We start from the raw sequence: 3,931 nt of genomic DNA, 5'->3' as shown, positions 1-3,931 counted from the left end.
GCCTCTCCACGAGGCAGGCACGGGACGGGGATGCGGGCGCGACGTCCGCATCCCCATCCGCTTCCGGCAACCGGATATCCGAACGATGACCCCGCTGCAGCATTTCATCGCCTCCCACCCGCGCCTGTTCGTGCTCACCGGCGCGGGCTGCAGCACCGCGTCCGGCATCCCCGACTACCGCGACCGCGACGGCCAGTGGAAACGCACGCCGCCGGTCACCTACGCCGCCTTCATGCACGAACTGCCTACCCGCCACCGCTACTGGGCGCGCAGCATGGTGGGCTGGCGCCGCTTCGGCCACGCGCAGCCGAACGCCACGCACCACGCGCTGGCCGCGCTGGAGCGGCAGGGCAAGGTCGAACTGCTGGTGACGCAGAACGTGGACGGCCTGCACCAGCGCGCCGGCCATGCCCACGTGGTCGACCTGCACGGCCGGCTCGACACCGTGCGCTGCATGGCCTGCGACTGGCGCGGGCCGCGCCAGGATTTCCAGCGCGAACTGGTCCGGCGCAATCCCGACTGGGCGAACCTCGACGCCGCCGACGCGCCCGATGGCGATGCCGACCTGGAGCACCACGACTTCGCCGGCTTCGACGTGCCGCCCTGCCCGCACTGCGGCGGCATCGTGAAACCCGACGTGGTGTTCTTCGGCGAAAACGTGCCGCGCGAACGCGTGGCCGCCGCCATGGACGCCTGCCGCAGCGCCGACGCGATGCTGGTGGTCGGCTCCTCGCTGATGGTGTACTCCGGCTACCGCTTCGCCCATGCCGCCGCGCAGGCCGGCAAGCCCGTCGCCGCCGTCACCCTGGGCCGCACGCGCGCCGACGCCCTGCTCGCGCTGAAGGTGGACGAACCCTGCGAGCAGGCGCTGGATTTCCTGCTCGCGGACACGGCTGCCGCGTCGGTCGCCTGAAGAGAAAGGCCCGGCGGTTTCCCGCCGGGCCTTTCCGTTTCAGCCAGGGCGCATCACGGCAATGCGTCCCAAGGCCTACTTCGCTGCGGCCACCTGGTCGCACTTGATCTCGCTGCAATTGAAATCCACCTGGACGCCACGCCCCACGTACACCGGCACGTTGAGGTGCTTGGCCACCGGCTGGTCGTTCTGCAGCAAGGTGACGGTGTAGACGCCGTTCGGCAGATGGCTGGCGGAATAGCGCCCGGCGGTATCCACGCGCACCGTGCGGCCGGCGCCCGTCGCATCGCTGCGAACGGCAACGCTGTAGCCAGCCGGGGCCTTGCCGAACACGTCCCCCGTGGTGGCCTGGGCGCTGGCCGTGGACACGCCGGCCAGTGCGAACACGCCTGCGATGCCGGCCAGCAGCAGACGGCGACCCAGACGACGCGAAACAGAATTCATGGAGGAAATGCTGTTCATGACGGATTGGCTTCCATTGTGATGTCTGTGGGAGGAACACACGGGCATGCCAGGGGTTTGGCTTGTGCCCGCGAAACGAGGCGGCGCTGCCGCCCGAAACCGGCGTGACGCCGGATGGCTCCGACACGATCGCTTGCCGCCATCCCGGGGAATGCGTGCATCGGATGGCGCTCGCAGGCTACTGCCGGGAAATGCCTGCTTTCATGGGCAGGACGTCATGCAGGAGGAATGGCACATGGGCGGCAGCGCGGTGCTGCGCGTTCGAACGGCGAAGCGGCATGGCGGGGACACATCCGTTGCGAAGCGCGGCCGCAACGGATGGACCTCGCCGCGATCCGCTCATGCCAGCAGCATGCCGCCGACGGTGGCCACGCAGATCAGCAGGCACATGCTGAACAGGCTCTGCAGCATCAAGGTCTCGAATTTCATGACGGTTCTCCTTCGGCGGGGGAATGAAGCTTTCAGTTGGTATGTGGCAAGCACCGTGCCAACGGCCGCATGCCGCCGGAAGCCGCATTCCCGCGTCGTTTTCCGCGAATGCACGGAGGCCGCCATCCGTCCGCGGACACTCGCAGCGGACAACGGACGCGGTGCGGACACCGCCGCTTCCGCTGCGCAACGCACGCGACGAAAAATCCGTGACATGCCCGTGTCGATATCCGCCTCACCCGTTCGTCGCCACAATGAAGACCCGCCACCCACACGGAGATCCACCATGTCCGGCACCGTTCGCCTGCTGCGCGTGTTCACCGCTCCACCCGAACGCGTCTATCGCGCCTTCCTCGATCCCGCTGCGCTGGCGAAGTGGCTGCCGCCGGACGGTTTCACCTGCACCGTGCACGAGCTGGACGCGCGCGTGGGCGGGCGCTACCGCATGAGCTTCGCCAACTTCGGCAGCGGCAACGGCCACAGCTTCGGCGGCACGTATCTGGAACTGGTGCCGAACGCGCGCATCGTCCACGACGACCGCTTCGACGACCCCAACCTGCCCGGCACCATGGTCACCACCATCGTCCTGCGCGAGGTGAGCTGCGGCACCGAAGTGCAGATCGAGCAGGCCGGCATTCCGGACGTGATCCCCACCGAACAGTGCCACCTCGGTTGGCAGGAATCGCTGACCCTGCTGGAACGGCTGGTGGAACCGACGATTCCGGGTTGAGACCGCGGCACCGAGCCCGCACCGCGACGCATGCAGCACCCCACTCCAGGAGCTTCCCCATGACGAGCAAGAACACGATCTGCCTCTGGTACGACGGCGCCGCGCTCGACGCCGCCACGTTCTACGCGCGGACCTTCCCGGACAGCACCGTGGGCGCCGTCCACCGCGCACCCGGCGACTATCCGGCCGGCAAGCAGGGCGACGTGCTGACCGTGGAATTCACCGTGATGGGCATCCCGTGCCTGGGCCTGAACGGCGGCCCCGGCGTGCCGCACACGCATGCGTTCTCGTTCCAGGTCGCCACCGACGACCAGGCCGAGACCGACCGCCTGTGGAACGCGATCATCGACCACGGCGGCACCGCGAATGCCTGCGGCTGGTGCCAGGACAAGTGGGGCCTGTCGTGGCAGATCACCCCGCGCGCCTTGACCGCCGCGGTCACCGACCGCGACCCCGCCGCCGCCAAGCGCGCATTCGAGGCGATGATGACGATGACGAAGATCGACATCGCGGCCATCGAGGCGGCGCGAAAGGGCTGACAACACCCAGCCGTTCGCACTGAGCGTAGCCCGCGCAGCGGGCGGAGTCGAAGTGCGGCCCTATCGCCGGCATGTCCTTCGACTGCGGCCTTCGGCCTACGCTCAGGACGAACGGAGCCTTGCCCGCCCTTGCATTTCCATGACTGCACAACGTTACCCGGAGCCACTCCATGATCCCCACCATCACCGCCTTTGAAGCCTCGCCCGACCGCGGCCAGGGACTCGCGCGCGACATGCGCGTGCGCTGGGCGCTGGAAGAAGCCGGCCAGCCCTACGAAGTCCGCCTCGTTTCGTTCAAGGCGATGAAGGAACCCGCGCACCGCGCGCGGCACCCGTTCGGGCAGATCCCGACCTACGAGGAAGGCGACCTGGTCCTGTTCGAGTCGGGCGCCATCGTGTTCCACATCGCGCAGCGCCATGCGGGCCTGCTGCCGGACGAGCCGAACGCCCGTGCACGCGCGATCACCTGGATGTTCGCCGCGCTCAACACGGTGGAGCCGCCCATCCTCGAACTGCAGACCGCCAAGTTCGCGGAAGGCGACAAGCCCTGGGCGGGGGAACGCCTGCAGCTCATCAAGGATCGCATCCGTCACCGGCTGGGCGAGCTTGCCGTGCGCCTGGGCGATGCGGAATGGCTCGACGGGGCGTTCAGCGCCGGCGACCTGATGATGGTGCACGCGCTGCAGCGGCTGAAGCCCTCGGGCGTGCTGGACGAATTCCCCAGCCTTGCCGCCTACGTGGCCCGCGGCATGGCACGGCCTGCCTACCAGCGCGCCTTCGCGGCCCAGTTGGCGGTGTTCACCGGCCAGTCGGCGACGGGCTGAGGAACGCACGCCCGGGCTGCGGAGACAGCTTCAC

The 3,931-nt window shown here is 68.7% G+C and carries 5 protein-coding genes; 4 read left to right on the top strand and 1 reads right to left on the bottom strand.

Annotation, left to right across the window (positions count from 1 at the left end; all coding sequences use genetic code 11):
- The first annotated feature begins 85 nt into the window (after positions 1 to 85).
- A complete protein-coding gene (locus tag PCA_RS09135) occupies positions 86 to 913 on the top strand; it encodes an NAD-dependent protein deacetylase (protein ID WP_181302304.1) in 828 nt (275 codons plus the stop codon).
- A gap of 75 nt (positions 914 to 988) precedes the next feature.
- Here PCA_RS09135 and PCA_RS09130 read toward each other — a convergent pair whose 3' ends face one another.
- A complete protein-coding gene (locus PCA_RS09130; RefSeq protein ID WP_255436753.1) occupies positions 989 to 1,357 on the bottom strand; it encodes a carboxypeptidase-like regulatory domain-containing protein in 369 nt (122 codons plus the stop codon).
- A gap of 733 nt (positions 1,358 to 2,090) precedes the next feature.
- Between PCA_RS09130 and PCA_RS09125 the strand changes: the two genes are divergently transcribed.
- From PCA_RS09125 to PCA_RS09115, 3 genes are all read left to right on the top strand, one after another.
- The gene (locus PCA_RS09125) at positions 2,091 to 2,534 is read left to right on the top strand and encodes an SRPBCC family protein (protein WP_181302302.1); all 444 of its coding nucleotides are present in this window, start codon (positions 2,091 to 2,093) and stop codon (positions 2,532 to 2,534) included.
- A gap of 59 nt (positions 2,535 to 2,593) precedes the next feature.
- Complete coding sequence (locus PCA_RS09120; protein ID WP_181302301.1) at positions 2,594 to 3,073, top strand: VOC family protein; 480 nt, start codon at positions 2,594 to 2,596, stop codon at positions 3,071 to 3,073.
- Positions 3,074 to 3,243: 170 nt separating this feature from the next.
- Complete coding sequence (locus PCA_RS09115) at positions 3,244 to 3,897, top strand: glutathione S-transferase family protein (RefSeq protein ID WP_181302300.1); 654 nt, start codon at positions 3,244 to 3,246, stop codon at positions 3,895 to 3,897.
- Positions 3,898 to 3,931 lie beyond the last annotated feature (34 nt).

This window comes from Rhodanobacter sp. PCA2, assembly GCF_013620825.1.
In the GTDB taxonomy this organism is placed as follows: domain Bacteria; phylum Pseudomonadota; class Gammaproteobacteria; order Xanthomonadales; family Rhodanobacteraceae; genus Rhodanobacter_A.
Note: the sequence above shows the minus strand (reverse complement) of the source record. Positions and strands in the feature narration are given on the sequence as shown.

Bases quoted from the DNA above. Each gene is read 5' to 3' on its own strand.
- PCA_RS09120 (WP_181302301.1), top strand. From the start codon at position 2,594: ATGACGAGCAAGAACACGATCTGCCTCTGGTACGACGGCGCCGCGCTC.
- PCA_RS09115 (WP_181302300.1), top strand. From the start codon at position 3,244: ATGATCCCCACCATCACCGCCTTTGAAGCCTCGCCCGACCGCGGCCAG.
- PCA_RS09135 (WP_181302304.1), top strand. From the start codon at position 86: ATGACCCCGCTGCAGCATTTCATCGCCTCCCACCCGCGCCTGTTCGTG.
- PCA_RS09125 (WP_181302302.1), top strand. From the start codon at position 2,091: ATGTCCGGCACCGTTCGCCTGCTGCGCGTGTTCACCGCTCCACCCGAA.
- PCA_RS09130 (WP_255436753.1), bottom strand. From the start codon at position 1,357: ATGAATTCTGTTTCGCGTCGTCTGGGTCGCCGTCTGCTGCTGGCCGGC.